At 63.2% G+C, this 26,441-nt stretch carries 28 protein-coding genes; 19 read left to right on the top strand and 9 right to left on the bottom strand.

The genetic code is table 11. The features are described from left to right. Positions 1 to 90 precede the first annotated feature (90 nt). The 3 genes from ACVZUB_RS20840 to ACVZUB_RS20830 all read left to right on the top strand — a co-directional run bounded on the left by ACVZUB_RS20840 (position 91) and on the right by ACVZUB_RS20830 (position 3,202). Positions 91 to 789 carry a CPBP family intramembrane glutamic endopeptidase gene (locus tag ACVZUB_RS20840; protein WP_020908494.1) on the top strand — a complete coding sequence of 233 codons (699 nt, stop codon included), beginning with the start codon at positions 91 to 93 and terminating at the stop codon, positions 787 to 789. 69 nt (positions 790 to 858) lie between these two features. After that, the gene (locus tag ACVZUB_RS20835; protein WP_482627718.1) at positions 859 to 2,259 is read left to right on the top strand and encodes an amidohydrolase family protein; all 1,401 of its coding nucleotides are present in this window, start codon (positions 859 to 861) and stop codon (positions 2,257 to 2,259) included. 1 nt (position 2,260) lies between these two features. After that, complete coding sequence (locus tag ACVZUB_RS20830; RefSeq protein WP_482627717.1) at positions 2,261 to 3,202, top strand: antibiotic biosynthesis monooxygenase; 942 nt, start codon at positions 2,261 to 2,263, stop codon at positions 3,200 to 3,202. Here ACVZUB_RS20830 and ACVZUB_RS20825 read toward each other — a convergent pair. Next, positions 3,190 to 3,420 carry a PLD nuclease N-terminal domain-containing protein gene (locus tag ACVZUB_RS20825; RefSeq protein ID WP_007726301.1) on the bottom strand — a complete coding sequence of 77 codons (231 nt, stop codon included), beginning with the start codon at positions 3,418 to 3,420 and terminating at the stop codon, positions 3,190 to 3,192. The two genes, ACVZUB_RS20830 and ACVZUB_RS20825, sit on opposite strands and share 13 nt — an antisense overlap. Positions 3,421 to 4,315: 895 nt before the next feature. Here ACVZUB_RS20825 and ACVZUB_RS20820 point away from each other — a divergent pair. Continuing rightward, positions 4,316 to 5,098: a DUF1906 domain-containing protein gene (locus ACVZUB_RS20820; protein ID WP_482627716.1), complete on the top strand. Its 783-nt coding sequence runs from the start codon at positions 4,316 to 4,318 to the stop codon at positions 5,096 to 5,098. Here the strand turns inward: ACVZUB_RS20820 and ACVZUB_RS20815 are convergent. Continuing rightward, entirely contained in the window at positions 5,085 to 5,585 is a 501-nt protein-coding gene (locus ACVZUB_RS20815) for a nuclear transport factor 2 family protein (protein WP_007726289.1), read from the bottom strand. The genes ACVZUB_RS20820 and ACVZUB_RS20815 overlap by 14 nt on opposite strands. A 235-nt stretch (positions 5,586 to 5,820) precedes the next feature. Continuing rightward, a complete protein-coding gene (locus tag ACVZUB_RS20810; RefSeq protein ID WP_063316831.1) occupies positions 5,821 to 7,251 on the bottom strand; it encodes an MFS transporter in 1,431 nt (476 codons plus the stop codon). Positions 7,252 to 7,336: 85 nt separating this feature from the next. Between ACVZUB_RS20810 and ACVZUB_RS20805 the strand changes: the two genes are divergently transcribed. After that, the gene (locus ACVZUB_RS20805) at positions 7,337 to 7,795 is read left to right on the top strand and encodes a MarR family winged helix-turn-helix transcriptional regulator (RefSeq protein ID WP_003945257.1); all 459 of its coding nucleotides are present in this window, start codon (positions 7,337 to 7,339) and stop codon (positions 7,793 to 7,795) included. On the opposite strand, the gene ACVZUB_RS20800 is transcribed toward ACVZUB_RS20805, so the two are convergent. The 3 genes from ACVZUB_RS20800 to ACVZUB_RS20790 all read right to left on the bottom strand — a co-directional run bounded on the left by ACVZUB_RS20800 (position 7,786) and on the right by ACVZUB_RS20790 (position 9,580). After that, positions 7,786 to 8,184 carry a hypothetical protein gene (locus ACVZUB_RS20800; RefSeq protein ID WP_042448789.1) on the bottom strand — a complete coding sequence of 133 codons (399 nt, stop codon included), beginning with the start codon at positions 8,182 to 8,184 and terminating at the stop codon, positions 7,786 to 7,788. The genes ACVZUB_RS20805 and ACVZUB_RS20800 overlap by 10 nt on opposite strands. 78 nt (positions 8,185 to 8,262) lie before the next feature. Then, positions 8,263 to 9,006 (bottom strand): Rv1157c family protein, encoded by a 744-nt coding sequence (locus ACVZUB_RS20795; protein WP_003945233.1) that lies wholly within the window; start codon positions 9,004 to 9,006, stop codon positions 8,263 to 8,265. Between the two features lie 271 nt (positions 9,007 to 9,277). Further along, positions 9,278 to 9,580, bottom strand: coding sequence for a 4a-hydroxytetrahydrobiopterin dehydratase (locus ACVZUB_RS20790; protein ID WP_003945236.1), 303 nt, complete (start codon positions 9,578 to 9,580; stop codon positions 9,278 to 9,280). Positions 9,581 to 9,596: 16 nt separating this feature from the next. Between ACVZUB_RS20790 and ACVZUB_RS20785 the strand changes: the two genes are divergently transcribed. Then, positions 9,597 to 10,022, top strand: coding sequence for a (deoxy)nucleoside triphosphate pyrophosphohydrolase (locus ACVZUB_RS20785; protein ID WP_007726279.1), 426 nt, complete (start codon positions 9,597 to 9,599; stop codon positions 10,020 to 10,022). On the opposite strand, the gene ACVZUB_RS20780 is transcribed toward ACVZUB_RS20785, so the two are convergent. After that, positions 10,000 to 10,176, bottom strand: a complete 177-nt coding sequence (locus tag ACVZUB_RS20780) for a hypothetical protein (RefSeq protein WP_003945207.1) — start codon at positions 10,174 to 10,176, stop codon at positions 10,000 to 10,002. The genes ACVZUB_RS20785 and ACVZUB_RS20780 overlap by 23 nt on opposite strands. Positions 10,177 to 10,500: 324 nt before the next feature. Between ACVZUB_RS20780 and typA the strand changes: the two genes are divergently transcribed. From typA to ACVZUB_RS20750, 6 genes are all read left to right on the top strand, one after another. Next, positions 10,501 to 12,408: a translational GTPase TypA gene (typA, locus tag ACVZUB_RS20775; protein WP_007726276.1), complete on the top strand. Its 1,908-nt coding sequence runs from the start codon at positions 10,501 to 10,503 to the stop codon at positions 12,406 to 12,408. 150 nt (positions 12,409 to 12,558) lie between these two features. After that, positions 12,559 to 14,343, top strand: coding sequence for an ABC transporter family substrate-binding protein (locus ACVZUB_RS20770; RefSeq protein WP_482627715.1), 1,785 nt, complete (start codon positions 12,559 to 12,561; stop codon positions 14,341 to 14,343). Beyond that, positions 14,340 to 15,224, top strand: a complete 885-nt coding sequence (mshB, locus tag ACVZUB_RS20765) for an N-acetyl-1-D-myo-inositol-2-amino-2-deoxy-alpha-D-glucopyranoside deacetylase (RefSeq protein ID WP_482627714.1) — start codon at positions 14,340 to 14,342, stop codon at positions 15,222 to 15,224. Before ACVZUB_RS20770 ends, mshB begins: the two co-directional genes overlap by 4 nt. Before the next feature lie 107 nt (positions 15,225 to 15,331). Continuing rightward, the gene (locus tag ACVZUB_RS20760) at positions 15,332 to 15,490 is read left to right on the top strand and encodes a hypothetical protein (protein ID WP_003945210.1); all 159 of its coding nucleotides are present in this window, start codon (positions 15,332 to 15,334) and stop codon (positions 15,488 to 15,490) included. Between the two features lie 92 nt (positions 15,491 to 15,582). Then, positions 15,583 to 15,999, top strand: a complete 417-nt coding sequence (locus ACVZUB_RS20755) for a hypothetical protein (RefSeq protein ID WP_030536224.1) — start codon at positions 15,583 to 15,585, stop codon at positions 15,997 to 15,999. A gap of 51 nt (positions 16,000 to 16,050) precedes the next feature. After that, positions 16,051 to 16,896: a uroporphyrinogen-III synthase gene (locus ACVZUB_RS20750; RefSeq protein ID WP_030536223.1), complete on the top strand. Its 846-nt coding sequence runs from the start codon at positions 16,051 to 16,053 to the stop codon at positions 16,894 to 16,896. Here ACVZUB_RS20750 and ACVZUB_RS20745 read toward each other — a convergent pair. Both ACVZUB_RS20745 and ACVZUB_RS20740 read right to left on the bottom strand, forming a co-directional pair. Further along, entirely contained in the window at positions 16,856 to 18,427 is a 1,572-nt protein-coding gene (locus ACVZUB_RS20745; RefSeq protein WP_307807246.1) for a PH domain-containing protein, read from the bottom strand. The two genes, ACVZUB_RS20750 and ACVZUB_RS20745, sit on opposite strands and share 41 nt — an antisense overlap. Continuing rightward, the gene (locus ACVZUB_RS20740; RefSeq protein ID WP_007726268.1) at positions 18,424 to 18,927 is read right to left on the bottom strand and encodes a PH domain-containing protein; all 504 of its coding nucleotides are present in this window, start codon (positions 18,925 to 18,927) and stop codon (positions 18,424 to 18,426) included. Before ACVZUB_RS20740 ends, ACVZUB_RS20745 begins: the two co-directional genes overlap by 4 nt. A gap of 82 nt (positions 18,928 to 19,009) precedes the next feature. Here ACVZUB_RS20740 and ACVZUB_RS20735 point away from each other — a divergent pair, with 82 nt between their 5' ends. The 7 genes from ACVZUB_RS20735 to ACVZUB_RS20705 all read left to right on the top strand — a co-directional run bounded on the left by ACVZUB_RS20735 (position 19,010) and on the right by ACVZUB_RS20705 (position 26,382). Further along, positions 19,010 to 19,198: a hypothetical protein gene (locus ACVZUB_RS20735; protein WP_003945217.1), complete on the top strand. Its 189-nt coding sequence runs from the start codon at positions 19,010 to 19,012 to the stop codon at positions 19,196 to 19,198. 118 nt (positions 19,199 to 19,316) lie between these two features. After that, positions 19,317 to 21,875 (top strand): bifunctional FO biosynthesis protein CofGH, encoded by a 2,559-nt coding sequence (locus tag ACVZUB_RS20730; RefSeq protein WP_003945208.1) that lies wholly within the window; start codon positions 19,317 to 19,319, stop codon positions 21,873 to 21,875. Further along, entirely contained in the window at positions 21,875 to 22,633 is a 759-nt protein-coding gene (locus ACVZUB_RS20725; protein ID WP_030536220.1) for a hypothetical protein, read from the top strand. The genes ACVZUB_RS20730 and ACVZUB_RS20725 overlap by 1 nt, the downstream gene beginning before the upstream one ends. Positions 22,634 to 22,779: 146 nt before the next feature. Continuing rightward, complete coding sequence (gene fdxA, locus ACVZUB_RS20720; protein ID WP_003945248.1) at positions 22,780 to 23,103, top strand: ferredoxin; 324 nt, start codon at positions 22,780 to 22,782, stop codon at positions 23,101 to 23,103. A 5-nt stretch (positions 23,104 to 23,108) separates the two neighbouring features. Then, a complete protein-coding gene (gene dapC, locus ACVZUB_RS20715; protein WP_003945226.1) occupies positions 23,109 to 24,212 on the top strand; it encodes a succinyldiaminopimelate transaminase in 1,104 nt (367 codons plus the stop codon). Between the two features lie 64 nt (positions 24,213 to 24,276). After that, entirely contained in the window at positions 24,277 to 24,957 is a 681-nt protein-coding gene (locus ACVZUB_RS20710) for a rhomboid family intramembrane serine protease (protein WP_482627713.1), read from the top strand. Positions 24,958 to 24,969: 12 nt separating this feature from the next. After that, positions 24,970 to 26,382: an acyl-CoA synthetase gene (locus tag ACVZUB_RS20705; protein WP_482627712.1), complete on the top strand. Its 1,413-nt coding sequence runs from the start codon at positions 24,970 to 24,972 to the stop codon at positions 26,380 to 26,382. Positions 26,383 to 26,441 lie beyond the last annotated feature (59 nt).

The following is a 26,441-nucleotide window of genomic DNA, read 5'->3' as shown; positions in this document are numbered from 1 at the left end:
CTGGAAAAAGTGAACTTTCAGCTAACGAGCGGCGGCCCAGTGGAGATCGCTCCAGTGGAGATCGAAGCGACCGCTCCTCGTTTTCCGCGGATGCATGCATACGTGGATATCGCTGTTGTGATCGTGGTGCTGGTGGGAACCAATCTGATCGCGCATTTCACCACCGCCTGGGCAAGCATCGCGACGGTACCCATCTCTGCTCTCGTCCTGTTGGCGCTCACCAAGCGCCGGGGAATGGGTTGGGCGGAATTGGGGCTGTCCCCTCGTGACCTGCGGCGAGGTTCGAAGTACGCGCTTGCTGCCGTCGGCCTGGTCCTGACCGTTGTCGCCGTCGGCGCTCTGCTTCCGCTCACACGTCCTTTCTTCATGGCGGATCGCTACGCCACTATTTCCGGCGCGATCATCGCGTCGATGATCGTGATCCCGCTGCAGACCGTCATTCCCGAAGAGTTGGCTTTCCGTGGCGTCCTGCACGGCACGTTGAACCGGGTCAGTGGATTCCGCGGCGTCGCCGCTGCCGGTTCTCTGATGTTCGGACTGTGGCACATCGCGTCGTCGATGGGTTTGACCAGCGGTAACGAAGGGCTGTCCGGCTTTCTCGGTACCGGAGTCGTCGGCCAGGTCGCCGGCATCCTCGGAGCCGTTCTCGCCACCGCTGCGGCCGGTCTCGTATTCACCTGGCTTCGTCATCGCAGCGGCAGCCTCATTGCGCCGATTGCTCTGCATTGGTCGTTGAACGGTGCCGGTGCGCTGGCTGCGGCTCTTGTTTGGCATGCAACTCTTGCTTGATCCCAATATCTGACAAAAAGGACAGCATTCGCCGCGCGACGCCGGGTAGTTTTGTGCTTTGCTCAGTAAGTGACGCACCTTCATCGAGGCCATGTCTTCCACATCTCCGGTCGTCCGACGGTAGAGGATGCGGCGCAGTCGCTCGTCTCGATCCCCGACGGCGTCTTGGCGATCGACGATGCCGGAACGATCGTCTACTGCGGAGAATTCGGATCACTCCCGAGCGGTCTCGAAGGCGCTGAAACCCACGACCACCGACCGGGTTTCCTGCTGCCCGGATTCGTCGATGCACACATTCATTTCCCGCAGACCTACGCCGGCGACGCATACGGCGGCGGCCAACTCCTCGAGTGGCTCGACCTGTGCGTCTTTCCCTCCGAATCGCGATTCGCTGATCCGGAGTTTGCCCAGCACGCTGCCGAGGCCTTCTGCGCTCGCCGAATCGCCACGGGAACCACGGCCGCGATGGTGTTCGGATCGGCCTTCCCGCACGCGCAGGACGCCCTGTTCTCGGAAACTCTGAAACGCGGCCTTCGGGTGGTCAGCGGACGTGGGGTTCAGACCACCGGCCCGGCCTCCGCCGCCGCGCTGATCACCTCGGAAGAGGACGCGATCAGACTCACCCGCGAGGAGATCGACAAGTGGCACGCGGCCGACACCGGCGACGTGAACACTGCGCTCGTTCACGTCGCAGTGGTTCCCCGCTTCTCTCTCGCGGTGACAACACGGACGCTGAAGGATTTGGGGGAGTTGTACGACTCTGTCCGTGACCGGGGCGTCTACTTCCACAGTCATCTCAACGAGAACAATCGGCCCGGAACCGGCGAGGTGGCGACCACACTCGCCGAGTACGAGGTCGAGACCTATCTCGACACGTACGACGGCAAGTTCCTCCCCGGCTCACAGGTCGGCGGAAAGAGCTTCCTGGGTCCACGCGCGATACTCGCGCACTCGGTGCACTGCCAGGACTCCGAACTCGCACGAATGGCCGAGACCGGAACCTCGATCGCACATTGCCCTACGTCCCAGCAGTTTCTCGGCTCCGGCACCATGCCGTGGAAACGAACCGTTGCGTCAGGGGTCAACATCGCGATCGGATCGGACTTCGGTGGCGGCGACGAGTGCCTGCTCACCCGAGTCCTCGGCGACGCCTTCAAGGTTCACATCTCCGAAGCCGGAGACGACGGAGTGTCGATGCACCCTGCCGAACTGCTGTTCACCGGAACACTCGGCGGTGCTCGCGCGCTGGACATGGAGAACCGGATCGGCAACTTCGACGAGGGCAAAGAGGCCGACTTCCTGGTGATCGATCCGTCCGGGTGGCCGCCGCTCGCCGGGCTCGTCAACTACGGAACGCGTTCGGATGATCCGATACTCGCCCGCGACCAGACGCTCTTCGGGCTCCTGATGGCGATGCGCGAGCCCGCGATTGCGCACGTGTACGTGCAAGGGCGCCGGATATCGGGCTGACGTGTCCGCAACTGCCATCACCGGGTACCACCGAACGAGTTCGGGATTCCGGGCGTGGGTCGAGCGTGCGGCCGAGACCGCCGGTCGATTCGACGGCTACCTGAGCTGTGGCATCAGTGATCAACCGGAACCGGTGTCGCACGGCGTGTCCGTCACTTTCGACAGTGCCGACGATCTTCATCGTTGGCTGGAGTCGACTGATCGCCGCGATCTCGAAAGATCAGCTGCTGCAACGGGAATTCTGGCGCAGACGAGTGATCTCGTTCTGATCGACGGCGTGCTGCCGCCGCCCGGTATCGGTGTGTACGACCACGCCGTCGTCGTGGGTAAGGAGAACGAGTTTCTGCGAACGCAACGACACCTCATCGATCTCAGTTCGCGATTCTCCGGCTACGAGTCGGTGATGTTGTTGCGGTCGGTCACCGACTCCACCGAGTGGAAGTCCGTCCTTCGGTTTCGGACAGAGCAGCAGTTGGCGGTGTGGATGGCGTCGCCCGAGAGGGCCGCAGCACTACCGAAACTGCGGGCCGAGTTGGCCGAGGACTTCACCGAGACCACGCGGTCGACACCGTTCGGCACCATTCTGCGTACGGAGAACGGGCAGACTCGCGCGACGCCGAATTGGAAGACGGCGATGATCATCCTGCTCGTCCTCTATCCGACGGTGATGACGCTGTCGAGGTTTCTCGGGCCGTTGCTCGACGGGATCGGAGCGCCGCCGTGGCTGTCGATGTGGTTGAGCCAGATAGTCAGCGTCGGCGCCATGACGTGGTTCCTGATGCCGACGGTCACGAGATGGTTCCGTCATTGGCTGGACCCGGTCGACGGCGCCGTTCCCCGCACCAACTGGCGCGGCGTCGCGGCGGTAATTGCGGTGTACGTCGTGACTCTGACGCTCTTCGCCTCCGTGAAGTGGCTGCAGTTCTGGGACTACTTCGACTGAATCCGGCCTCGGCGGAAGTAGGTGAGCGGTCCGAAGAAGTTGACGAAGATGATCGCCGCCCACTTCTTCTTGCTGCCGTTGACCGTATTGGCAGGGCGTCGCGCCAGGTCTGTCCACGCGGCGATCGCCAACAGGGACTGAATCGTTGCGAGCACGGCGACGACGCGGCGTTGCGCGGGTGACAGCTCACTCCAGGACTTCTTCTTTGTGAGGTTCATGAACTCCACTGTGCCCTCGAACGTCCAATCGGTGTCGAGAGCCGGTTGTTATCGGTGCCGGGAGTTCCTCAAATCAGTGTGAATAGCGTCACCATGATGACCGATAGGTACGGTCCCGCGGGCCGTCGGGCCGGTCGTTTTCGGCGTAAAGATCTCGCTAACCGAAGTTATGGCTGAAAAATTGCGCACACGCTCAGGATGCAATGTGCCCTGGACGGGGAGATTTGGCACCGATTCGCAAGTAAGAGACTTTGACGGCGAATCTCTCAGGGTGGGGAAGTCGAGCCCTCTGTTCTTGCAGCACCGGTACAGCGGTGATGCTGCACGATAACTGCTCTCGGGAACCATGTTCGAATTTTGTCAGGAATGCGCAATATGGTGACAAATTGTTCACCGTGACTGGTTGTTACCTGTGGATATGAGGTCAGTCGAGCGGGCCTGAAATGTAACGTCCCGGACACATTTGGTGTCGTAAAAGTAACGGAAGGGCTCTAGTGTTAGCCCCGGCAGCCAGCCAGTGGCCCGCCATCACGGACAGTTCATCACTGACAGGAGCAATATCAATGCCTACTATCGGTTTCGGCGACATCTCAGACTTCCTCGGCGCTTTCGCTGACCTCTTCGGATTCCTCGACTTCATCTCCGGAAGCGTTGAAGGCCTGTCGGCAGAGTAAGTCCCGCAGAGCAAGAAGTGCCCCCGAGCCTGTGGCGCGGGGGCACTTCTCTGTTTCATCGAGCTGCGCGGTGGAGTGGGCACCGAGCCCATTTGTCGCAAATGTGGCTCATGTTGGCCAAGTGCATGGCGGGGATGATGTGACTGTGGTGGAATGCGAGCGAAAGAAGATAGCTTGCCTGCCCGCCACTTCGAGCGGGACACGCCGATGATCGGAGCTTTGTGCACGTCTCGCGAAGAAACCTCTTCAAGTACGCAACGGCTGGATCGGCGGCTGCCGGACTCGCTGCATTGAGCGGTACGACGTCGGTGGCCAATGCCGGTTCGCTCGGGACCCTGCTCGATTACGCCGCCGGTGTGCCGTCCGCTCAGGCGATAAAGGCCGCCGGGTATGCGGGCGCCATTCGATACGTTTCGGACAGGCGCCCGGGCGCCGATTGGATGGTCGGCAAGCCCGTACTGGCGCGGGAAACCGACGCGTTGACCGCGGCCGGACTCCAAGTCGTTTCTTGCTATCAATTCGGCAAGGGCGGAACGGCGGACTGGCGCGGGGCCCGCGAAGCGGGCAAGCGTCATGCTGCCCGTGGCCTCGAACTACATGCGGCGGCTGGTGGGCCGTCCGGTCGCCCGATCTACGCGTCGATCGACGACAATCCGACCAGTACTGAAATCACTACGCTGATCACGCCGTACCTCGAGGGGTGGGCCTCGGTTGTCGGCAACGGAGCGCTCGGCGTCTACGGAAACACTCGCGTGATCGACGCAATGATCAGTGCCGGCGTCGGAACCTGGTTCTGGCAGCACAACTGGGGCTCACCCGCAGGGTATGTGCACCCGCGGGCAAACCTGCATCAGTTCGAGATCGACAAGCGCAAGGTCGACGGCGTCGGCGTGGATCTGAACTCGATCCTCACTCGGGACTACGGGCAGTGGTCGTTGGCCGGTGCGGTCGGTCCGGCCCAGCCGGTCGGATCCTCGTTGCCGACAGGATCTATCGCACCATAGCGCCGAATTTGGCGAGCCAGGCCTTGGCGTCATCGGGGAGGGTGCCCGCCGCTTCCGCGGCGAGGCACCATGCTTTTGCCATCGACAGGAAGTTCATCGGGTTGTAGGCGTCTTCTTCGCGAGACCACAGTCCGTTGCCGGCGTAGTGCAGGATCGTGATGTTGGCGGCTCCGTGCTTGGATCCGTCACCCGGATCCTCCATCGGGTTGTCGATCTCGCACACGATCCATCCGCGCTGCTCGTCGACCACGAACCAGTTGGCCGGGAATTCGGTCATGCGGTGCCCCGGGAACTCCGTCATCGTGCGAGTAACCCACTTGCGTACGGCCTCTCGGCCATTGAGGGTGCCGAAAGCGTGTTCCACGTAGACGACGTCCTCGGTGAACATGTCCGCGAAGGCGTTCCAATCGCCGGAACGAGTGCACTCGACAACGGTGTTCTGGTAACCCGCGAAGGCGTCTTCGAGTTCGGTGCGTGTCCAGGTCATGAAAGGCTCCTCGGGTAGTCGTCGCCTCAAATTAGAACACGTTGCAGAATTGATTGTCGGCGATTCGATGCAGGAGGGTTCTGCGGTACCGTCGTTGGCGGGTCGGGGACCCGTTATGCGAGAGGGCACCACGTGGATATCATCATCAATTTCATCTACACACTTCTGTCGAAGTTGCAGACGGGCAGCATCGAAGGCTCTTCGGAGAAGTGAGTCCTCCGCCGGGTTGATTCCCCTACGAGACTTTCTGTTTGGGAATCAACCCGGCGAACACCATCGTCACGACGGCGGCGGCGATGGAGATCAGGAACGTGGCACGAAACGCCTCGAACGAGGGGATCACTGCGGTGCCGACGGTGATGGTCATTCCGGCCAGAACGACGCTCACGATCGCGGCAGACGTCGACGTGCCGATCGATCGCATCAGTGAGTTCAGTCCGTTCGCGGCTGCAGATTCCGTGATGGGGACTGCGCCCATGATCAAGGCCGGCATGGCCGAGTACGAGAGCCCGACGCCCGCTCCGATGAACATTCCGGCCACAGCGACCTGCCAGACGCTCGACACCGTGAAATATGCGAAGGCGTAACCCAATCCGATGACGAGGGCGCCGAGCATCAACGTGATTCGCGGGCCGCGCCAAGCCGAAATTCGAGCGGAGACGGGCGAGAGCGCCATCATGACGAGTCCGCCGGGGGCCAGTGCGAGTCCCGCTGCAACCATGGACAGTCCGAGTCCGTAACCGGTGGACGTCGGTGCCATGAGCAGTTGGGGGAGCGTCAGGGAATTGCCGTACATGGCAAAACCGACGGCGATCGACGCGAAGTTGGTGAAGAGAACTTGCGGCCGGGCCGATACGCGGAGGTCCACCAGCGGTGCGTTGCGTCGAAGTTCCCACCATCCCCACACCAGGAAGCTGAGCGCGGAAACCGCAAGGAGCCCCAGGGTTTTCGCGTCGCCCCATCCCCAGGTTCCGCCCTTGGTGATGGGGAGTAACAGGGTGATCAGACCAACGGTGAGGCCGAGCGCACCGACGAAGTCGAAACGTCCCGGGCGTCGTACGGTCGATTCGGGAATGACGAACGCAACCAGTGCGATGCAGATCAGCCCGAACGCTGCCGATGTGACGAAGAGGAAGTGCCAGTTGGCATTCTGGGCGATCACCGCGGCGATCGGCAGTCCGATCGCACCGCCGACGCCGAGGGTGGCGCTCATGACCGCCATGGCGCCGGCCACTTTCTTCGGTGGAAGAACGTCACGAATGATGGCTATGCCCAATGGAATTGCCCCGACCGATGCTCCTTGAAGTGCTCGGCCGACAACGAGCATGATCAGTGAAGGTGCGATCGCGCAGATGGCCGAGCCCAGAACGACCATCCCGAGACTGACCAGCAGCATTCGTTTCTTGCCGAACATGTCGCCGAGGCGCCCGCTGATCGGCGTGATCACCGCGGCGGCGAGGAGTGTTGCGGTGACCGCCCACGAGGTGTCGGCGGGAGTGGAGTTCAACAGGTGCGGCAATTGCGGAATGATGGGGACTACCAGCGTCTGCATCAAGGCGACGACGATTCCGCACAGTCCTAGAACGGTGAGCACTGGACCCGAGGATGCGTAGTTCGTGTCGGGGATTTTCTCGTCGACATTGGACGACCCTGCGTGAACGGACATGCGGCTCCCGCCATGGCGTGTTCTGATTGGTGCGTTCGCCCCAGTGTGCACGCTACACATCGTGTGTAGTCTGCACAATATGAGGATGGACCGGGACCCTGATCTGGTGAATATCGAGTACGAGTTGACTCTGCTCTCGCGTTACCACGCGCTCGCACAACGGGCCGAACTTCATCTGGACCGGTCGGCGTATCTACTGCTCGGTCGACTGGAATTGCAACATCCCATGAGCCTCAAGGAGCTCTCCTGCGCTTTCTCGCTCGACATCTCCACCATCAACCGGCAGATCGGCGCGCTGAGGCGTCAGGGCTTGGTGGAGCGAGTGGAGGATCCGGACGGAGGGCTCGCGCGAAAGGTCCGGCCGACGGCGCAGGGGCTGTCGAAACTTCGTGCTGATCGCGAACATTCGACAGCCGGTGTCGAAAAGGTCCTCCGCGAGTGGACGCCGGAGCAGCGTCTCGCGCTCGGTGACCTACTGCGGCAATTCAATACCTCGGTCGAAGCGCTGGAAGGCCGCGAATGGCCGCGACCGAATCAGGTCTGAGAGTGCGAGACGGATCGTAGTGAGCGGTCCGGATCGCTCGAATCCGATTCCGGCGCAATGACAACAAGTTTCGGGTGTTCTTCGGGGGCTGCATGATTTCCACGCCAGGAGAGCAGTGACCAACGTGAGAGACCGGACAGCGCGGACCCGAGACTGGCGAACGAGCCCGAACTCAGGACCGACGCCGTAGACCCGATGCTTCCGATCGAAAGAAAAGAGCCGACGCTACCGATCGACAGGATCGAGTACGCCGATCCGATCGAGAGAATGGACCCCTCGGATCGGATGGACAGTATCGATCGCGTCGACTTGTGTGACCGTATCGACTGGTCTGGGCCGGATTTCTTCTCTGGACGACCGTGCGTGATGTCCACTCGTAGATGTCCCATCTATCGGGTCTATCACGGTGATCGGAGATGCAAAAGGGACCCGCCGAAATTCGGTGGGTCCCTTTCACAAGACTTCGATCAAGCTACCGCGAACATGCCCACGGTCGGAAGGAAGCTGCAGGTGATGCGATCTGCGCCTTCCGGCTGGGTGGTCAGCGAACCGCTGATCACCGAGAGAACGCGTCCGGGGCCGGTATCGGCGATAGCCGACAGAGTGGCTGGGCCGTCCGGGTTGATGCGTGCGGCGTTGGTCAAGTTCTGGGTGGCGCTGCGCTGGTTGTCGATGTTGACCCAGGTGACGGTCATCGGCACCGGCTGGTCGTCGACGGCGGGAGCCGTACCGAGAGCGGTGAAGACGAATCCGGCCTGACCGGCAGCGGGACCGGGAGGAGGCAGGTGAGCCGGGCCGGGAACGGCAAGTGCGGTTCCGACCGAATCGGCGGTGGCCGAGATGCAGCCCTTGCCAAGCGTCGGGTAGAGGAACTGCGCGATGACGGGGGCGTTCTCGTCCGGGATCGCCGGTCCGCCGCCGCCGCTGCCGTCGAGGAAGGTGATGACCTTCTCGAGGGTGGCCTTGATCTCGGGCGGAATGCCGGGGGAGTTCAGGATCGCGCGAGCCTGGTCGAGCAACGCTTGCTGCGGTCCGCCTGCAACATCGGCCGGACCTGCGGCGGCGCCGATGATGGCGGGCGCAAACGATGCGAGGAACTCGATCGGCACACTTTCGGGTGCGGGCGGTGCTGCCGGATCGGCCATTGCCTGTGCCGGCAATGCCAGTCCTGCTACTGCGGCAATAGCGACGGCGGTGAACGCCTTTCGCATACCTCGGGTTCGAAGCACTGTTTCCCCATCCTTAGTCATACCGCGCGGGCGCCTAGGCGAGCTCCGCGTTTGACGGCTCGAGGGGTCACTCTATGTACAGAGCCCCCGGGTTGTACAGCTGTTCAGTTGCTGAGCAGCTACGCACCGGGGGGAGTCTATGGCATGACCGGCCTCGATCGTGATTTACGGCGACCATACCTGTGACTGAAGTGATCTATGTGAAAGTTGATGCAACTGTTACGTCAGATTGCGAGGTTTGTTCACTCGAAGATCAGTCGAAACGGACCGAATCGTCGACGAGTACGTCAATTCGACGGGCAAGGTCGAAGTCCAGTTCCGTGAGACCGCCCGCCGAGTGTGTCGAAAGCGTGTACGTGACCTTTCGCCAGCGAACGTCGATGTCGGGATGATGATCCGCGGCCTCGGCGACTGCCGCGATGCGTTGAAGAAGCGCGATGGCGTCCGGGAATGTCGCGGAGTCGACCGTGCGAGTGATCGACCCTGGCGACAGTTGCCAGGCGGGCAGTTCGTCGAGAGCGTTTTGGATCGCGGAGTCGGACAACAAAGTGGCCATACTCCATCATGGTGCGATGAGTGATGCACCTGCAAGGGATCGGGAAGTTGTCGCCGGTGCGATCTTCCGCGAGGGAAGGCTGCTCCTCGCGCAGCGGACGAGTCCGCCGGCTTTGGCCGGTCGTTGGGAGCTGCCGGGCGGGAAGGTCGAAGAATTCGAATCGCCACAGAACGCGTTGGCGCGGGAGCTGCTCGAGGAACTGGCGGTCGAGGTGAGATGCGGCGCCAGAATCGGTGTCGACGTGCCACTGTCGCCGGGGTTGGTCCTGCGGGCCTACCGGGCGGAGTTGGTGTCGGGAGAACCGGTCGCGCTCGACCATGCTCAATTGACATGGGTCGACGCCGAAGAACTGTTGTCGATGGATCTGGTGGACAACGATCGAGCCTGGATCCCCGAGTTACTCGCGGAATTGAGCGCGCTTACGCCGCACGAGCCTTCTTGAGACCCGCTTTCAGTTCCTTCTTGGATGCGCCCTCGTTCTCGAGCTTCTTCATCCGCATGATGACGACGGGACACTTGATGCACCGCGTCTTCTTGCGGCAGCACTTCTTCTTCGGCTTGAGCTGCGAGACCTTGCTTGCCTTGACTTTTCCCATGTGACGCTGCGGCTTTCCTGTTTCACTACGGCGGAGAGCCCGCTCTTGGAACGAGGTTAGCGTACCCTTAAATGACCTGTTTCTCCAGGTCGTAATCCTACGCGCATCGGCGTGGTGCAGATCACTATTCGCTGGTGGGGGCGGTGATAGAGGCCGCACAATGCAGGAGTATCAGCCCGGAGCGAGTAGTATTTACTAGGCCGCGGTGCCTTCTCAGGCGATTCGTGCCCTGATTCGGATCACACACTCGTGCAGCGGCCACCAGAAGAGCCGTGCGACTTGACTTTCGCGTGGCCGAATCAACTCAGCCAGGAGAGCCATCGCGTGACCATCACCAGCTTCCGTAACGTTGCCATCGTCGCACACGTCGACCACGGCAAGACCACCCTCGTCGACGCCATGCTTCGTCAGTCCGGCGCGTTCGAGGAGCGCGCCGAGCTGGTCGATCGCGTTATGGACTCCGGCGACCTCGAACGCGAGAAGGGCATCACCATTCTCGCGAAGAACACCGCAGTACATAAGGTCAACGAAGACGGTTCCATCACCGTCATCAACGTCATCGACACCCCCGGCCACGCCGACTTCGGTGGCGAGGTCGAGCGCGGCCTGTCCATGGTCGACGGCGTCGTCCTGCTCGTCGATGCTTCCGAGGGACCCCTGCCGCAGACGCGTTTCGTGCTGCGCAAGGCACTCGCCGCTTCGCTGCCCGTCATCCTGGTCGTCAACAAGACGGACCGCCCCGACGCCCGTATCGAAGAGGTTGTCACCGAGGCTCAGGACCTGCTCCTCGACCTCGCATCGGACCTGTCCGACGAGGCCGCCGAAGCCGCTGAGCTCGCACTCGAACTTCCCGTCCTCTACGCGTCCGGTCGCGAAGGCAAGGCATCGACCGTGCAGCCCGAGAACGGCAAGGCTCCCGACGCCGAGGACCTCACCGCACTCTTCCAGGTGCTGATGGAGTACGTCCCCGCGCCGAAGGGCTCGGTCGACGCACCGCTGCAGGCTCACGTCACCAACCTCGACGCATCCGCATTCCTCGGTCGCCTCGCACTCGTTCGCATCCACAACGGCGAGCTGCGCAAGGGCCAGACCGTGTCCTGGTGCCGCGAGGTCGACGGCGAGCCCGTCGTCACGAAGACCAAGATCACCGAACTCCTCACGACCATCGGTGTCGAGCGCGTTCCCGGTGAGGTCGCCGTCGCCGGTGACATCTGCGCCGTCGCAGGATTCCCGGACATCATGATCGGCGACACCCTCGCCGATCTGGAGAACCCGGTCGCACTGCCCCGCATCACCGTCGACCAGCCGGCAATCTCGGTCACGATCGGCACCAACACGTCACCGCTCGTCGGTCGCGTCAAGGGTCACAAGCTGACTGCACGCATGGTCAAGTCCCGCCTGGACCAGGAGCTCGTCGGTAACGTCTCGCTCAAGGTCCTCGACATCGGTCGCCCCGATGCGTGGGAGGTCCAGGGTCGTGGAGAGCTCGCGCTCGCCATCCTCGTCGAACAGATGCGTCGTGAGGGCTTCGAACTCACCGTCGGTAAGCCGCAGGTTGTCACGCAGCTCGTCGACGGCAAGGTTCACGAGCCTTTCGAAGAGCTGACCATCGACAGCCCCGAGGAGTACCTCGGCGCCATCACGCAGCTCCTGGCCAACCGCAAGGGCAAGATGGTCCAGATGTCGAACCACGGCGCAGGCTGGGTTCGCATGGAGTTCATCGTTCCTTCGCGTGGCCTCATCGGCTTCCGCACGGACTTCCTCACGGAAACCCGCGGAACCGGTATCGCCAACGCCGTGTTCGACGGATACGGCCCGTGGGCCGGCGAGATCCGTGCGCGCCACACCGGCTCGCTCGTCTCGGACCGCTCCGGCACGGTGACGCCGTTCGCCATGATCCAGTTGGCCGACCGCGGAACCTTCTTCGTCGAGCCCGGCGCAGACACCTACGAGGGACACGTCGTCGGTATCAACCCGCGTCAGGAAGACCTCGACATCAACGTCACCCGCGAGAAGAAGCTGACCAACATGCGTCAGTCGTCCGCAGACGTGATGGAGACCCTCGCAAAGCCGATCAAGCTCGAACTCGAAGCAGCGATGGAGTTCTGCTCCAGCGACGAGTGCGTCGAGGTCACCCCGGAGGACGTTCGCGTCCGCAAGGTGCACCTCAACGCAACCGAGCGCGCTCGCGAGCGTTCACGTAGTAAGGCACGCGACAAGGCTGCTCTGTAGTCTTTCGTCGGTTACAACCTGACAGGCGGATGTGCCTTTCAGCCGAGTTTTCGGCGGAAAGGTACATTCGCCTTCATGGTTTCCAGGCAAAGTTCTGCCTGGAAATCGAGTGCGAAGGGGCGACGCGGCCCCGTACGGAAGGAATTGTCTGTGGCCTCAGGACGTCGCTACCTGGCGTTGGCAGTGGCAGTGACGGCGTTGTCACTGACTGCATGTACAGCCGATCCCCCGCCTCCGGTCGAGAGCACCGAAACCGTCAAGCCCACACCGACTCCGGTCGTTCCGGCGATGAAGCAGGTCACTGTGGCAATCGACGAGGTGGGAGGCGGATTCAACCCGCACCTGCTCGCGGATCAGTCGCCGGTCAACTCCGCAGTCGGCAACCTCGTACTGCCCAGTGCGTTTCGCCCGATCAATTCGCCCACACAACCTGGCGCGACGGAGTGGGCGATCGACGATTCTTTCCTCGTTTCCGCTGAAGTGACGTCGGAGGCCCCGTTCACGATTCGCTACCAACTGCGCAACGAAGCCCAATGGTCGGACGGCGCTCCCATTGCGGCAGAAGACTTTCGCTACCTGTGGCAGCAGATGATCTCGGTTCCCGGTGTGGTCAATCCCGCGGGCTATCAGATGATCGACGACGTGAACTCGTCCGGCGGCGGCAAAACGGTCAACGTCGTGATGCGTGCGCCGTATCCGGCATGGCGAGAGTTGTTCACCGATATTCTTCCGTCCCACCTGATCAAGGACACTCCCGGCGGTTTCAGCACCGGCCTGAGTGAGGGGATTCCGGTGTCGGGAGCCCACTTTCACGTGCGCTCGGTCGACCGCGGCCGGGACGAAATCGTGCTCGAACGCAACGACCGATTCTGGGGCAAGCCTTCAGACCCGGATCAGATAGTTCTGCGACGCGGAGGAACGGCTGCGCAGTTGGCGGATGCGCTGCGTACCGACGATGCCCAAGTGGCGCAGGTTCATTCGGGTAGTGCCACGGATATTCAGCTGTCTGCAATCCCGGGTGTCAGGACGGCATTCTCCTACGTTCCGCGCACTCTCGACATCAACGTGAACGGGCGAAGCAAGAACTTCGCGGATGTTCGGGTGCGTAAAGGTGTTCTGGGACTGCTCGATCCGGACCTGCTCGCCGTGGTGGCGGCAGGGAGTGAATCGGCGTCGGCCCCGGTGAAAGCTCAGATCCTCGCTCCGTCGGATCCGGGATATGCGCCCACCGCGCCGCCGAAACCGACCAGGGAGCAGGCGCTGGGCGAGCTGACTGCAGCCGGCTACCTGACGGCACCGCCCACCGGAATCGTCACGGGCACTGGAACGGTCGGATCGATCGTCCGTGACGGCGCCCAGTTGACACTGCTGATCGGCGCTCCCGAAAACGACGACATCGCGATCGCCGTGGCAAACACCGCTGCCGACGAATTGCGTGACGTGGGAATCCTGGCGACCGTCGAATCGGTGGCGCCGGAGGAACTCTACGGCGAGGACCTGACGACAGGACGCGTCGACATGATCGTCGGTTGGAGCCGGGCAGGCGCCGACACGGCCACTTCGCTGGCCTCGCGGTTCAGTTGCCCGAGCGCACCTTCCACTCCGGCAACAAGTTCGGCAGTGCCCGCACCGACGCCGTCGCAGACACCGGAGCCCATCCGAACGACAAGCGTCGAGGCTCCGAGCAACCTGGCCGGGCTGTGTGATCCGGCGTTGCAAGGTCGGATCGACGAAGCGCTCAGTGGCATCGGGGATCTGGGGTCGTTGATCGCCGATGCGGAACCCAAGCTGTGGGATCTTGCGGCGGTTTTGCCGATCGTGCAGAGCCGAGCGCTGGTCGCGGTCGGGACCGGAGTCGAGGGCGTGGTCCTCGACGGGCCGGTGCAGGTGGGGATATTCGGAAACGCTACGGACTGGGTGAGGGTGGAAAAGTGACCGCGTCGGCGAGGCGGCTTTTGTTGGTACACGCACATCCGGACGACGAAACGATCACCACCGGTGGCACCATCGCGCGATACGCGTCCGAAGGCGTCGAGGTCACAGTCCTCACCTGCACGTTGGGGGAGGAAGGCGAAGTGATCGGTGATGCGTGGGCCGGGCTCGTGGCTTCCGAGGCCGATCAACTCGGTGGCTACCGGATCGCGGAACTGAGCGCTGCTTTGTCGGCTTTGGGCAGTGCCGCTCCTCGCTTCCTCGACGGTGCCGGTCGGTATCGCGACTCCGGAATGATCGGCACACCTTCGGCCGCCAATCCCCGTGCTTTTGTCAATGCTCGACTCGACGAAGCAGTCGGCGCGGTGGTCGCCGTCATTCGTGAGATTCAGCCGCACGTCGTGATCACGTACGACCCCAACGGCGGCTACGGGCACCCGGACCACATCCAGGCGCACGCGATCACGACAGCGGCCGTCGAAGCTGCAGGAACGACCGCGTATCCCGAGACCGGCGAGCCGTGGTCGACTCCGAAGTTCTACTGGACCGTGACCGAGCGCAGCGGACTCGAACGCGGCATCGCGGCGATTTCCGAGTTCCCGGAGAACTGGCGTCTGCCCGAGCCCGGGGAATTGCCGAGCGTCGAGGACACAGACGTGACGACGGCAATCGACGTTCGAGGCGTCATCGATGCGAAGGCGAGGGCATTGAGCGCCCACGCCACTCAGGTGACGGTAGCCCCGAGCCGAGCCGAGTTCGCATTGTCGAACAACGTGGTCCAACCGATCCTGACGGTCGAGCATTTCGTATTGGCCGCCGGCGCGCTCGGTCCGGTGGGTGAGGACGGCCGCGAGCGCGATCTGTTCGGCGGGCTGCACAGCTGACCTGGGCGTCGGCTCACAGGCATTGCGATCGACGCCGTAGTGGTGTGTGATGCGTGTCACCGGATGGGTGGTCCTTTCGGTAACAGCAAAGCCTGGGGGCTGAAGAAATGTACAACTGGGACCTGCAAAACCAGATCGTCGCCTTCGTCGATTCGTTGCGTCCGATGGCTGGTTATTACCACGACTTGTATTACGGGTCGCTCTACGCATTCGCAGATCAGCAGAGTCATTTGCTGACTCTGCTCGGGTTCCCGCCGGTTCCCTGATCAGCTTCGTGCTTTTCGGGCGCGAGCCGGGGTGCTTGTCGGGAGGGACCCCGCGCTCGCGCGATGACGACCGATAGACCACTATCAAAACCATGACGACCGTCGAGAACAACACGGACGCCTCGACAGGAACGTCGCTGTCGTGGCTCGACCCTGTCATCCTCGGCGTCCTGATTTTCGACGGATTCTTGTGCGCGGTGTTGTCCGTCCTGTTCTTGCCGACTCATCTCGGTACGACGGCATTTCCCATCAGCATTCTCGTAGCCGCGACCGCGAACCTCGTATTGGTGATCGCCGCCCGCACGGTTACGACGCCGGGTAGGGCCGCATTGCCGCTCGCCGGTTGGATCGTCGGGTTCTTGGTGTGCATGGTGGGCGGCCCCGGCGGCGACGTACTCGTGCTTTCGTCCCCTCTGACCTTCCTGCTGCTGGTCGGTGCGATCGCTCCGGCCGCCGTTTTCCTCTTCAAAGTGGCGATCAACAGACTCGCCACCCTCAGCTCGCAATAGTTCTCGGCGCGCGCGTAGGAAACTGACCCGTGCATAAGGGACACTCAGCCTGTGGCTGAACATGATTTGGCGGGTGCGACTATCGCCTTGACCGCAGAACGGCGTGTCGAAGAATTTGCGACGCTCCTCGAACGTCGAGGCGCGGAGATCGTGCGGACACCGGTGATCCATGTGCTGCCGTTGGTGGACGATCGAGACCTGAGGACTCAGACGTCCGCTTTGATTGCCGATCCTCCGGAATTGGTCGTGATCAGTACCGGGATCGGCTTCAGGGGTTGGCTCGACGCCGTCGCCTCGTGGGGTTTGACCGACGAGTTCCTCGGGGCTCTCGCCCACACGCGCATCATCGCCCGCGGCCCGAAGGCGACGGGCGCCATCCGAGGCGCCGGACTGCGCGAGGAATGGTCGCCTTCGGGTGAGTCGTCCGAGGAAGTTCTGGCACATCTCGGAAGCGAGGGAGTGGCAGGCTTGCGCATCGCAGTCCAGTTGCACGGCACCATCACCGAATGGGAGCCGTTGACGGACCTGAGCGCCTCCCTCGCCGACATCGGCGCGGTTGTCACTCCGGTATCGGTCTATCGGTGGATCCGGCCGCCGGATCAGTCGCCGGTCCGCGCGTTGGTCGCTGCAGTTCGTTCCGGTGCGATCGACGCGCTGACCTTCACCAGTGCCCCCGCGGTCTCCTCGATGCTCAGCACGGCAAAAGAAATGGGCGAGTTGGAGCGGTTCGTCGCAGCGATGCGTGGACCGGTACCGACCTACTGCGTCGGACCGGTCACGGCCGCTCCGCTGGAACTCCTCGGTGTTCCGACCATCCAGCCCGAGCGATCGCGTCTCGGTTCGCTGGCGAGGCTCATCATCGACGACCTGCCCACACGTCGCCACCGCCCGGAGTGACGGCTTCGATCAATTCCCACGCGTTCTCGGCGGGGAGATCGATCACCTCGTAGCTTCCGGTGCCGGCGGGCGTCGCGGCGACGACGGTTGCCACTCCCGCGCGTCGTTGGAAGAACGTCTCGCGCACCGTCCATCCGATGACACCTTCGGATTCGAGACTGTGACGCTGGCGATCGAGCGAGCCGTTTCGGGTGATCAACCATCCGGGTAGTACTGCGTGGCCGAGGCCCTTGTATCGGTCGTAGGCGAGGGCGGTGCCACCGATGGCGAGTACGGCGACCCCGAACCACGCGTAGATCGGTACATCGAGTCCAGAAGCCGCGCCCGCCACACAGACCAGGAACGCCACCGCGGCGAGGAACAGTGCTCGGGTGTACCGGCGCCGCCGCGCGGCCGGGCCGTGCGGGATCAGCGGGGCGGACGCCTGGCGTGAGTCACCGATCACGGTGGCCATCACTCGCTCGGCTTCCCTGCGTGGTCCCTGTGGGAGCAGTAGCGAAGATTCCTTCTTCTCGGCGCTGACCCCGGTCATGATGGCGTCGAGCCGCGCGCCGCGGGCCAATCGCAGCAGGAGCGGTTCCTTGAGCGTCGTGCCACGGAGGCGGGCGCGGTCGAGTGTGGTTTGCCGAGTCTTCAACAGGCCGTGACTGACATGCAGGATGCGGCCGTTGTCGGTGAGTTTCATGTTGCCGAACGCGATCAGGTACTGGACGCAGGCGAGTGCACTCGACAGCACCAGCAGCACGACGAGTGCGATGACGACCATCAGTGCGATGCCGAGGCTCTCGAGTGAGTCGAAGCTGTCGCTCACTGCCGAGGATTTCGCGACGGCAGTGCCGATGCCGTATTGGAACGAGATGCCGATGATGGCTGCGATGATGGCGATTCCGGTGAACGAAAAGGGGGCGTAGCGAACCCAACTCGGTTCCCAGTGACCGATTTCGGTGTCGACCGGTTCGGTGATGCTTTCGACCGGCGTGCCCGGGGTTTCCAGTCGCCGTGCTTGCTGGGCGCCGGCCAACAGTGCGGCGCGTAGGTCCGGAACCAGGGCGGTCGACAGGGCGTTGAGCTCGAACTTGTTCGAATCGTGGCCGCTCCCGGCGCGCTGGCCGGTACCGATGCGCACGATCGACAGTCCGAGCAACCGGTGCATGACCCCGGCCTCGACGTCGACGGATCGGATGCGGCTACGCGGGACGGAGAGCAGCTTTTTCTGGAAGACCCCGGTGCGCAGTTGAACGTGGACGGGTCCGATTCGGTACGTGGTGGTGAAATACCGCAACAAACCGAAGATGACGAGCAGAGTGACGACGCCGAGTCCCCACCAGTGGTTTCCGGATTGGCTGCCGAGAACTACGGAGACGAGTAGGACCGGGAGCAGTTTGACGACTTCGTTGACGGGGTGGACCAGAAGCATGCGTCGGTCGAGGCGGAGCCAGGGCTGTTCCTCTTCCGCGGCCTCGGCAGCTGCCGTTTCCGCCTCTACCGGGATCTCGATCGCGGTCGGGTCGCCCAACTGTTTCTCGTTCACGTCGCGTCTCCGACGTTGGTACCCGCGATCTCCGTCAGTTGAGCCACCGTGCGGTCGGCGACTTCCTGGTCGAGTGCGGAGATCTTCACGGCCCCGGCCGACGACGCTGTCGTGACCGTGACGGTTGCCAGACCCAACATGCGGTCGATCGGTCCGCGCTCGGTGTCCACGGTCTGCACGCGCGAGATCGGTGCGATGCGTCGCTCCTGGGTGAACCAGCCGGTGCGTGTGTACACCGCGGTATCACTGATCTCCCATCGGTGGACGCGATACCGCCACGCCGGGACCATCAGAATGTAGGTGGCAGCGAAGAGCACGGTGACTGCGAATACGGTGCCGACCACCCAGGACGGGATTCCGGGTATCAAGACGGCACAGACGATTTCGGCGACGATGACGGGTACCCAGAACAGTGAGGCAGTGATTGCCCACAGCCTCGGGGCTTTGGTGCTGGGTCGCCATAACGGGTCGGCCATGGTCAGCGGTTGCGGCGCAGTCATGGGCACTACTTTGGTCGAGTGAGGGGCGATCTGTCGACATCGGCCCTATCGTGGAGTGTGGCGACCGCGAAGGGAGCACGTGATGACCGAACAAGATGCGACATTCGACCCGGAGGCTCCGGAATCAGATGCGCTCGAACAATCGACACCTGTAGATCCGAACGCCCCTGAAGAACCCGATCTGACCGACATTCCGCTCGACGCGCCAGTGGCTGACGTGGTGGATCAACGAGTCGAGGTTGCGGTCGACGACGACTACCGGCCGTCGTGATCGAGGCGGTGTCGGGGCGGTGAGGCCTCCTACTTCTGGCACCGGGTGGCACTAGTCGTCCCACATGGCGCATGATCGCTAGGTGAACCGAACTGGTGATGACTCCGGCAAACCCACCATGCTTCCGATGCCAGGTATTTCCGCGTCCGCCTCGTCCAGTCCGTCGCCCGGCCCGTCAGCGTCGGCGATGCGGCGAGTTCTCCGTCGTGCACGCGACGGAGCGACCCTGAACGTCGACGAGGCGGCAACGCTGCTGCAGGCACGGGGAACCGATCTGACCGATCTGTGTTCTTCGGCGGCCAAGGTTCGCGATGCCGGTCTGCTGGCAGCGGGTCGGCCGAACACCGTGACGTATTCGCGGAAAGTTTTCATTCCGCTGACCCGTCTGTGCCAGGACAAGTGCCACTACTGCACATTCGTCACGGTGCCCGGGAAGCTGCGTGCCGCTGGGCACGGCATGTTCCTGGAACCGGACGAGGTTTTGGACATTGCCCGGGCAGGTGCCGAATTGGGCTGCAAGGAAGCGTTGTTCACGCTGGGGGATCGCCCCGAGGCTCGCTGGCCGGAAGCCAAGCAATGGCTGGACGAACGCGGCTACGACTCCACCCTCGACTACGTGCGTGCGATGTCGATCCGGGTACTCGAGGAGACAGGCCTGCTCCCACACCTCAATCCCGGTGTGATGAGCTGGCAGGAACTCTCGCGGCTCAAGCCCGTTGCGCCGTCGATGGGCATGATGCTCGAGACGACCGCTACCCGGCTGTTCACCGACAAGGGTGAGTGCCACTACGGCAGCCCGGACAAGGACCCGGCGGTTCGGCTGCGCACCCTGACCGACGCAGGCCGACTGAACATCCCGTTCACCACGGGAATTCTTGTGGGCATCGGGGAGAACTTCCTCGAGCGTGCCGAGTCGATCATGGCGATACGCAAGTCGCAGAAGGCGTTCGGCCACATCCAGGAAGTGATCATTCAGAACTTCCTGGCCAAGCCTGATACCGCGATGCGCAATACGCCTGATGCGGGACTCGACGAGTTTCTCGCGGCCATCGCGGTCGCACGCCTGTTGCTCGGGCCGACGATGCGGATTCAGAGTCCGCCGAATCTCGTCTCGAACAGCGAGTGCCTCGCGCTGCTCGGCGCAGGCGTGGACGACTGGGGCGGGGTATCACCGTTGACCCCCGATCACGTCAACCCCGAGCGTCCCTGGCCGAATCTCGAGACCTTGGCCGAGATCAGCGCCGAGGGCGGCTTCACGCTGACCGAACGCACTGCGGCTCAGCCGGCATATGTCCTGGCCGGGGCTCCGTGGATCGATCCGCGTATTGCGGGTCACGTGCAAGCGCTGGCGGACCCCAAGACCGGCCTCGCCCTGCCCGACACCAAACCGGTGGGTCGACCGTGGCAGGAACCGGACGAGTCGTGGGAATCGAGCGGACGCGTCGATCTCAATACCGAGATCGACACGGACGGGCGCAACACCGAGACCCGCAGTGACCTGGGCAGTGCGTTCGGCGACTGGGAGACCGTGCGCGAACAGGTCCTCGAGCTCAGTGCTCCGATTCGCGTCGACACCGATCTGCTGGCTGCGCTCCGCAGTGCCGAACGCGACCCGGCCGGATGCTCCGACGACGAGTACCTGGCCCTTGCCACGGCGGAGGGACCGGGCCTGGAAGCCGTTGTGGCACTGGCGGATGCGCTGCGCAAGGATGCCGTCGGCGAGGACGTCACCTACGTGGTGAACCGGAACATCAACTTCACCAACATCTGCTACACGGGCTGCCGATTCTGTGCGTTCGCGCAGCGCAAGGGTGACGCCGACGCGTTCACGCTGTCGGCAGAGCAGGTTGCCGACCGTGCGTGGGAAGCGCACGTCGCCGGCGCAACCGAGGTGTGCATGCAGGGCGGTATCGATCCGGAACTTCCCGTCACCGGTTACGCCGACCTGGTCCGGGCCGTCAAGAAGCGCGTGCCGTCGATGCACGTCCACGCGTTCTCTCCGATGGAGATCGTGAACGGTGCATCGCGCAGTGGTGAGAGCATCAGGGATTGGCTGACGGCCCTTCGTGAGGCGGGCCTGGACACCATTCCCGGTACGGCAGCGGAGATCCTCGACGACGAGGTGCGCTGGATCCTCACCAAGGGCAAATTGCCGACGGCGGAATGGATCGAAGTGGTCACCACGGCGCACGAGGTGGGGCTGCGGTCGAGTTCGACGATGATGTACGGGCATGTCGATCAGCCGCACCATTGGGTCGGGCACCTGAACGTTCTTCGCGGAATCCAGGACCGTACAGGCGGATTCACGGAGTTCGTGCTGCTGCCGTTCGTTCACCAGAGCGCGCCCCTGTACCTGGCGGGCGCTTCCCGGCCAGGGCCGACCAATCGGGACAACCGCGCTGCGCACGCGTTGGCACGCATCATGCTGCACGGCCGCATACCCAATATCCAGACCAGCTGGGTCAAACTTGGCATCACCGGAACGCAGATGATGCTCAACGGCGGCGCCAACGACCTCGGCGGAACGCTGATGGAAGAGACGATCTCGCGGATGGCCGGCTCCGAACACGGTTCCGAGAAGACCGTCGCAGAACTGCGCGCCATCGCCGAGGGAATCGGACGTCCGGCACGCGAACGAACCACCACACATGCACGACGCGAAGGAGCGATTGCCTGATGGCTGACGTACTGGGGGACCGCAAGGTCGTCGAGGTTCTCGATCGAGCGGTGTGGGGGATCAACCCGGTTCTCGACCTCGCCTACAGCGATCCGCTCGGTATCAAGCGTCGGACGTTCGAGCCGACCGATCCCGAGCGAAACGCTGCTGCGATGGTGTTGGACGCGGCCGCTTGGGTCCTCGACGTCGTCAAGTTCCCCGGGACGGCGGCGTGGTCGGTGATGACCGACGAGCAGCGCTCGAAGTGGTGGACGACCCGGTTGGGTGCACTCAACACCGTCGCCGTCGCGTTTCCCGGCATCTTCGGCGTCCTCCTCAATCGGTTGCCGATCCAGGACCTGCTGGCCTTCGCGAATCAGGCCGTTGTGCTCGTTGCGGTTGCCCGTGAACACGGAGTGACCGAACGGGATCAGCAGGTGGACCTCCTGGCGTCGGTGCTGTGCCGGCGTGAGACGAAGTCTCGAGAGCTTCTCACCGGAGAAGACTTCGCCGAGAAATCAGCCGGCGGCGCCGACGAGACCTGGCGCCCGTTCGCGCTCATCGGAACGTTGTGGCGCACGTCCAAGACTTTTCGTGCCATCACGGACGAGTTGCACAAGCGGCCGTCGCGGACAAAACCGTACGAGATCATCGGCAAGATTCCGGTGGTCGGCGTCGTGGCGGATTACCTCGGTGAGCGGGGCGCACTGGTACGCGCGGCCGCTCTGGGGGAGAAGTGGATCGCGATTCGGTCGAGGAACTTCACCGCAGTAGGCTGAAATGTGTTACCCCCGCCTGCTCAGAGTCGGTCGGCAGGGGGATAATAGGCTGTTCCCGCGGTACGTGAGAGTCGTATCGGATTTTCGGCCCCTTGCAACTGCGTGTTGCGGCGGCGATGCACGACAGGAAGGCAGGGAGATCGGCAGTGACCTACACGATTGCTGAACCGTGTGTAGATGTGATGGACAAGGCGTGCATCGAAGAATGCCCTGTCGACTGCATCTACGAGGGTGGACGCATGCTTTACATCCACCCCGACGAGTGTGTCGACTGCGGCGCGTGTGAGCCTGTCTGTCCCGTCGAAGCCATCTTCTACGAAGACGACGTCCCGGACCAGTGGAACGCGTACATCAGCACCAACGTCGATTTCTTCGACGATCTCGGCTCACCGGGTGGAGCGGCCAAGCTCGGCAAGGTCGACTACGACACGCCGTTCATCAAGGCGCTGCCTCCCATGGGTGAGGAATAGAGATCTTGTCTCGTACTCCGGTGGCCGCTGGGCTTCCTGATTTTCCGTGGGATTCGCTCGCCGACGTGACGGCGAAGGCGCACTCTCATCCCGACGGCATCGTGAACCTGTCCGTGGGGACGCCGGTGGATCCGGTGGATCCGGTGATTCAGGAGGCTCTGGCCTCTGTTGCCGAGGTGCCCGGATATCCGACGACTCATGGCACGCTCGCGCTTCGCGAGGCCGTGGCGGAGTCACTGGATCGCCGCTACAACATTCCCGACGTCGATCCGGCAGCGGTGCTGCCGGCCATCGGTACCAAGGAAATGATCGCGTGGCTGCCGAAATTGCTCGGTCTCGGAGCCGACGATCTAGTGGTCATTCCGGAGTTGGCGTACCCGACGTACGAGGTCGCAGCGAAACTGGCAGGTGCTCGCGTCCTGCGCGCCGACGGCTTGAACAAGCTCGGTCCCGAGTCGGCGGCGATGATCTTCGTGAACTCGCCCTCGAACCCCACCGGCAAGGTGCTCGGCCTCGAGCACTTGCAGAAGGTCGTGGCCTGGGCGCGCGAGCGCGGCGCCATCGTCGTCTCCGACGAGTGCTACCTCGGATTGACGTGGGAAGCGGATGCGCTCTCCATTCTCGATCCTCGTGTCAACGACGGTGATCTGACCGGTTTGCTTGCGGTCCACTCACTTTCGAAGACGTCCAATCTCGCGAGCTATCGCGCCGGGTTCGTCACCGGTGATCCGGCTCTGGTGTCGGAACTGCTCGAGGTGCGCAAGCATGCGGGCATGATCCTGCCGCTACCGATCCAGGCGGCGATGACCGCAGCCTTGGGCGACGACCAACACGAGAACATCCAGCGCGAGCGGTACCGCGAGCGTCGTAGTGTGTTGATCGAAGCTGTTCGAGGCGCCGGATTCACCGTCGACAATTCCGAGGCAGGTCTGTACCTCTGGGCGACGCGCGGCGAGGAATGTCGAGCGACGGTCAGTTGGTTCGCCGATCGTGGGATCCTCGTTGCCCCCGGTGAGTTCTACGGACCGAGCGGGAGCAAGCACGTGCGGATCGCGCTCACTGCAACAGACGAGCGAATCGCCGCGGCAGCAAAGCGCCTCTCCGCCTGAATCGTGTGCTTTCCCAGGTGTCAGGTTCCCTGATGTCGGTATCGGTCCGATGTAAGGTCGCGCTGTGACCACCTCAGGGACCGGCGGCTTGGACGCGGTACTGATTTTTGCTGTCGTCGTTGCCTCGGTTGCACTGATGCTCGTGTGGTTGAAAAGTCGTCGAGTTTTCGGAGAATTCCCACTCTCGGCAGCTCTGCTCTGGCTGATGGTTGCAGTGCCTTCCATCCTGCAGGCGGCGATGCCGGGACTGCTCGAGATGTTTCGTCGTGATCCCGCGTTGATTCGTGACGGGCAATGGTGGCGCATTCTGACCTCCGTGCTCGTTCAGGACGGAGGGGCCGCAGGAACTGTCACCAATCTCGCGACGCTGGCCGTGGTTGCACCGCTTGCGTTTCGGCTCTGGGGCGCCGCACGTGGCTGGGCTCTCTTCCTGCTCGGTCAACTGTTGTTCGGTTTGCTCACCACCGCAGTCTTCCCGTCGACCGGCGCAGGCAACTCCGGTGCCACGCTTGCTCTGGCAGCGGCGGCCGCGGGGATCGGCGTTCTGGTGCGCCCGCGAATGCCTGAGATTGTTCTGACGGTCGTGATTGTCGTCGGCGGCGCAACATTGGTGACGGTCGACGACGCACACGGATTCGCGGTGCTTTCCGGGGCGCTCTTGGGGGCTGCGCTGGTGACGCTGTTCCCTCCGCACTCGATGGACGCGCGTCGGGCAGGAGAAAGTTTGCGACCATCCGCGCTGTGAGATGCTGTCGTGGTGCTGCTGAGATCCTTGAACCCCCTTGCTGTTGCCCGCGGTGACGACCTCGACGACGCCGTGACGATCGGTGACACGGTTCTCTCGCGGAGTGCCATTCTCGGTGCCGCGACCTCGGTCGCGGAGCGAGTGGCGCAGGCCGATCGGGTTGCCGTATTGGCAACTCCCACAGCAAAAACGATTCTCGCCGTCGTCGGGGCGTTGATTGCCGGCGTCACCGTTGTGCCGGTCCCGCCGGATTCGGGGAAGGCTGAGCGAGAGCACATTCTGCGTGACTCCGGTGCCCAGGCGTGGCTCGGCGAAACGGACGACCACTGCGAAGGCCTGCCCGTGGTTCCCGTCCGATTGCACGCTCGCTCGTGGCACAGCTATCCCGAACCGGCACCGCAGTCCACAGCATTCGTCCTGTACACGTCCGGAACCACTGGCCCACCGAAGGGCGTTCTGCTCAGTCGCTCGGCCATCGCAGCCGGGATCGACGCGCTCGCCGAGGCCTGGGACTGGACGTGGCGAGACACGCTCGTGCACGGGCTTCCGCTCTTCCACGTGCACGGACTGATCCTCGGAATCCTCGGCCCCCTCCGGATCGGCAGCCGGGTGATCCACACCGTCAAGCCGACGCCGGAAAATTACGCCCGGGCGAAAGGCTCCCTCTACTTCGGTGTTCCCACCGTCTGGTCGCGTATCGCCGAAGACGAAGAAGCTGCCCGCGCGTTGTCCGGTGCCCGACTTCTGGTTTCCGGTAGTGCGCCGCTTCCTGTGCCTGTCTTCGAAAAGCTACGGGACCGAACAGGCTTGACGCCCATCGAGCGTTACGGCATGAGTGAGACGATGCTGACTTTGAGCACACGTTTCGACGGCGAGCGACGCCCGGGGTGGGTCGGCGTGCCGCTGCGCGGAGTCGAGACTCGTCTTCGTGACGAGAAGGGCAACAATGTGCCGCACGACGGCGAGAGTATCGGCGGCCTACAGGTACGTGGGCCGATGCTTTTCGACGGCTACTTGAACCGTCCGGACGCAACCGCCGAGTCCTGGACGGAGGACGGCTACTTCAAGACCGGTGACGTCGCCGTCATCGACGAGGGTGGGTTCCACCGAATCGTCGGCCGCGAATCCATCGACTTGATCAAATCCGGTGGATTCAGAGTCGGCGCCGGCGAGATCGAGACCGCCATCCTCGGGCACCCTTCGGTGTCCGAAGTTGCGGTGATCGGTGTCCCCGACGCCGATCTGGGGCAACGGATCATCGCCGTCGTAGTCCGTAAGCCCGGGACCCCCGAGGTCACCGAAGCCGAATTGGTCGAGTTGGTCGGGGCGGAGTTGTCGGCGCACAAGCGTCCCCGTGAGGTTCGATTTGCCGAGACTCTGCCACGTAACGCGATGGGCAAGGTTCAGAAGCGTGAGCTGCTCTAGGTAGGTCAGTTTGCTGAAAAGTCGCTGCGACGCTTGAAGGTTCGTGAATTCGGCCGGCC

The sequence above is a fragment of the Rhodococcus sp. OS5 genome, from assembly GCF_056837585.1.
Note: the sequence above shows the minus strand (reverse complement) of the source record. Positions and strands in the feature narration are given on the sequence as shown.

Excerpts from the sequence above, each read along its gene's own strand:
- ACVZUB_RS20840 (WP_020908494.1), top strand. The coding sequence starts at position 91 with ATGCATGCATACGTGGATATCGCTGTTGTGATCGTGGTGCTGGTGGGA.
- ACVZUB_RS20825 (WP_007726301.1), bottom strand. The coding sequence starts at position 3,420 with ATGAACCTCACAAAGAAGAAGTCCTGGAGTGAGCTGTCACCCGCGCAA.
- ACVZUB_RS20815 (WP_007726289.1), bottom strand. The coding sequence starts at position 5,585 with ATGACCTGGACACGCACCGAACTCGAAGACGCCTTCGCGGGTTACCAG.
- ACVZUB_RS20810 (WP_063316831.1), bottom strand. The coding sequence starts at position 7,251 with ATGTCCGTTCACGCAGGGTCGTCCAATGTCGACGAGAAAATCCCCGAC.
- ACVZUB_RS20805 (WP_003945257.1), top strand. The coding sequence starts at position 7,337 with ATGGACCGGGACCCTGATCTGGTGAATATCGAGTACGAGTTGACTCTG.
- ACVZUB_RS20800 (WP_042448789.1), bottom strand. The coding sequence starts at position 8,184 with ATGGGACATCTACGAGTGGACATCACGCACGGTCGTCCAGAGAAGAAA.
- ACVZUB_RS20795 (WP_003945233.1), bottom strand. The coding sequence starts at position 9,006 with ATGCGAAAGGCGTTCACCGCCGTCGCTATTGCCGCAGTAGCAGGACTG.
- ACVZUB_RS20790 (WP_003945236.1), bottom strand. The coding sequence starts at position 9,580 with ATGGCCACTTTGTTGTCCGACTCCGCGATCCAAAACGCTCTCGACGAA.
- ACVZUB_RS20785 (WP_007726279.1), top strand. The coding sequence starts at position 9,597 with ATGAGTGATGCACCTGCAAGGGATCGGGAAGTTGTCGCCGGTGCGATC.
- ACVZUB_RS20780 (WP_003945207.1), bottom strand. The coding sequence starts at position 10,176 with ATGGGAAAAGTCAAGGCAAGCAAGGTCTCGCAGCTCAAGCCGAAGAAG.
- ACVZUB_RS20760 (WP_003945210.1), top strand. The coding sequence starts at position 15,332 with ATGTACAACTGGGACCTGCAAAACCAGATCGTCGCCTTCGTCGATTCG.
- ACVZUB_RS20755 (WP_030536224.1), top strand. The coding sequence starts at position 15,583 with ATGACGACCGTCGAGAACAACACGGACGCCTCGACAGGAACGTCGCTG.
- ACVZUB_RS20740 (WP_007726268.1), bottom strand. The coding sequence starts at position 18,927 with ATGACTGCGCCGCAACCGCTGACCATGGCCGACCCGTTATGGCGACCC.
- ACVZUB_RS20735 (WP_003945217.1), top strand. The coding sequence starts at position 19,010 with ATGACCGAACAAGATGCGACATTCGACCCGGAGGCTCCGGAATCAGAT.
- ACVZUB_RS20730 (WP_003945208.1), top strand. The coding sequence starts at position 19,317 with ATGCTTCCGATGCCAGGTATTTCCGCGTCCGCCTCGTCCAGTCCGTCG.
- ACVZUB_RS20725 (WP_030536220.1), top strand. The coding sequence starts at position 21,875 with ATGGCTGACGTACTGGGGGACCGCAAGGTCGTCGAGGTTCTCGATCGA.